The organism is Micromonospora sp. NPDC050695, assembly GCF_040654415.1.
GTDB lineage: Bacteria > Actinomycetota > Actinomycetes > Mycobacteriales > Micromonosporaceae > Micromonospora.
Genome location: NZ_JBFAHZ010000125.1, coordinates 1 through 2,554 on the forward strand (window position 1 = coordinate 1; position 2,554 = coordinate 2,554).

1 protein-coding gene is annotated in these 2,554 nt (G+C 60.6%); it reads right to left on the minus strand.

Translation table 11 applies throughout. The features are described from left to right. Positions 1-2,045: 2,045 nt before the first annotated feature. Positions 2,046-2,369, minus strand: a complete 324-nt coding sequence (locus AB0H52_RS31760) for a hypothetical protein (protein WP_357951975.1) — start codon at positions 2,367-2,369, stop codon at positions 2,046-2,048. Between the last annotated feature and the right edge of the window lie 185 nt (positions 2,370-2,554).

Here is a 2,554-nt window from a genome sequence, read left to right on the forward strand (position 1 = left end):
CCAGCCCTACGAAAGAACAGCCGAAACCCGCGCCGATCCCTACAACTACCAGGAATCACCTAGAACGGACATATCTCTACCTTGCGAACGCCCTGCACAACCCCCCCCAGCCAACGATAGAAGATCGACTTAGGGAGTGGGCCGGCTTGACCCATTGAACTTTTGGACCCCTGGCGCGCGGAAGGTGCGAGGGGCGGCTGCGATACAGAGTCGGTAAACGATGATTTGGAGAATTGCTATGGACGGCCAGCATCCAGGCCCCCCCTTGCGCAGTCCCGCTCGGACGGTCGAGAATCCCCATAACGGGCCACAGCACCTGGATATGAGCAACGACGACGACTGGGCTATCGGGACAAAAATAGTCAAGGCATGGCCAGAGTTACGTGAACTTGACGAAAAGTCGGCCTCGATGTGGATCATGCGAACTGTCGCCCCAGCCGAGGACATTTCGGTGGTCGCGCAGGCGATTATTGCGTCGGCCCGAGAAAAGCAAGCAGAGGCGTTGCTCTCGGAAATCAAAGACGCGGCCCATGAAGTGAGCGCCAAATACGAACACGTGCCAGCATCGCAATCACTGCGTTCGCTTGCAGAAACGCTCGACAGAAACGAAAGGAACGAAAGGAACGAAAGGAACGAAAGGATAGATCGGTGGCGGAGAGACGTTGCCACTGCCGCAGCATCGAACAGCACGGAGGGTCTGGTTGGCGCGCAGAGAGGGCCCCGCGCAGCAGTGCCCACCACGACCCAGAGTTGTACGGCCAACGCAACGTTGATACCAGCTCCTCATCCTGACCCCAGGGCTCCGGCACGGTAGCGATATCCCACCGTGTGTTCAGACTCTCCAGGCCGATGATCCAGTGTGGACCACCACGCCCGCAGCAGTCGAACCTCGCCAGTTACGTTCAAGCTGAACAGGCATCCTCCATGGGGGATAGAAGATGGAGAATCGAATTGTCATCACTGCCAGGTAGTTCTGACAGATCACGCCCCGTTGGGGGGTCACTTTCCATCAACACTGACAGCGTTTCAAGAGCAGCGGCGTTGAGAGGAATGCCATCGCAAACGCCCTCGAGTGCCCCGCTCCCAACCGCATCGTTGGAGCAATCCGCTTTGGCCGACCTGATCGACCAGCGAGACGCGCGTTTCGGTCACCGAGAAGCACCAGGTGCCCCTTACTTCGTTAGCCACAGGCGAGAACCAGCAATATCCCTGCCGAGACGCGCGGTTGATCAGATCCCCAGTGAGGAAGAAAGGGCACCATCTCCGGCGCATACTACTGGAATCCCATCTCCGGACAGGCAGTCTCCGACGCCTTCGCTAAGGGGTCACGAGCCGTATAGGGGGAAGGGAGCCGATTGGTCTGATGATGAGGACCATTCAATCTCTTCGTCCCCAGTTTCTTTCCGGCCTGCAGCTAGTAGTTCTAGTTCACCCAGAGCAGTGCGCCGTGCGCTCCATAAACTGGCCCGGGTGGCGAAATTAGAGAGTTCTACCATATCCGTAGAACATAGCTCGGCCCGGGCTAGGAGCAATAACGAATCAATGGGCGTCTCCGCCATGGGGCAGGTACCGGGCGGTCGAGCAAGAACCAGAACGCAGTGAACCATTCCGTGCAACGGCTTGGTTCCGGTCCGTAGGCATCCCAGGGCATTCGCAAGATCGAGCTATGACCGGATATTCGGTTATGTGATAGTCGCGCTGGTTTTGGTGGGTACGTAGAAGAGCGCGGCCTTCTGGCGATCATGCAGATGTCTAGGCTGATGCCCTTTTGACCACTCTGCGCAACACCGGGATCAGCCTGCTCCGCCTGGCCGGCGTCGCATCCATCGCGCCAGCCCTACGAAAGAACAGCCGAAACCCGCGCCGATCCCTACAACTACTAGGAATCACCTAGAACGGACATATCTCTACCTTGCGAACACCCTGGTAGGCATCCAGAAGTGTGACCCGACGCGGTAGGCGGGCCTCAGCGTGGGGCCACTACGGACGGGCCACGACAGAGCCCCGGACCAGAATCAGTCCGGGGCTCTGTCGTGCGGAACTGCTCAGTAGGCGCGGGCCGCGCGGGCGGCAGCGGACTCGGCAACCACGTTGGGACTTGGCGGTGGCGCGGCGGTGTCGCCGTGGGAGGTGGCCCACCAGCGGGCGATGTCGGTGAGCTGCTCGGTAGCCGAGATTCGGGCTGGGGTGTAGCTGAGTTCGCCGGTGGCCAGGTGTCGCTGGAGGTAGCACTGACCCAACGCGGTGTTGACGCGGGCGACGGTCCCTGGCCGGTATCGGTCGTGCCAGTCCATGACGGACTCGGCCGAGGCGCGGGGACCCTGGTACGCCGAGATCCACGCTTCTCGCAGCGCGAGCAGCTCGGTCACGACGTCGGGGTGCCAGAGCCAGCAGTCGGCAAGGTCAGCGCCGTTGTACCGAACGTAGATCGTCGTGAGCCACGCGGCCAGTTCGCCGAGCGGCCTCGTCGTAGCTTCCAGACCAAAAGCAACGCCAAGATGGGCCTTCGCGCGAACGGTTCGAGCCCGAGATCGTCATTCCGTGGGAGCATGGA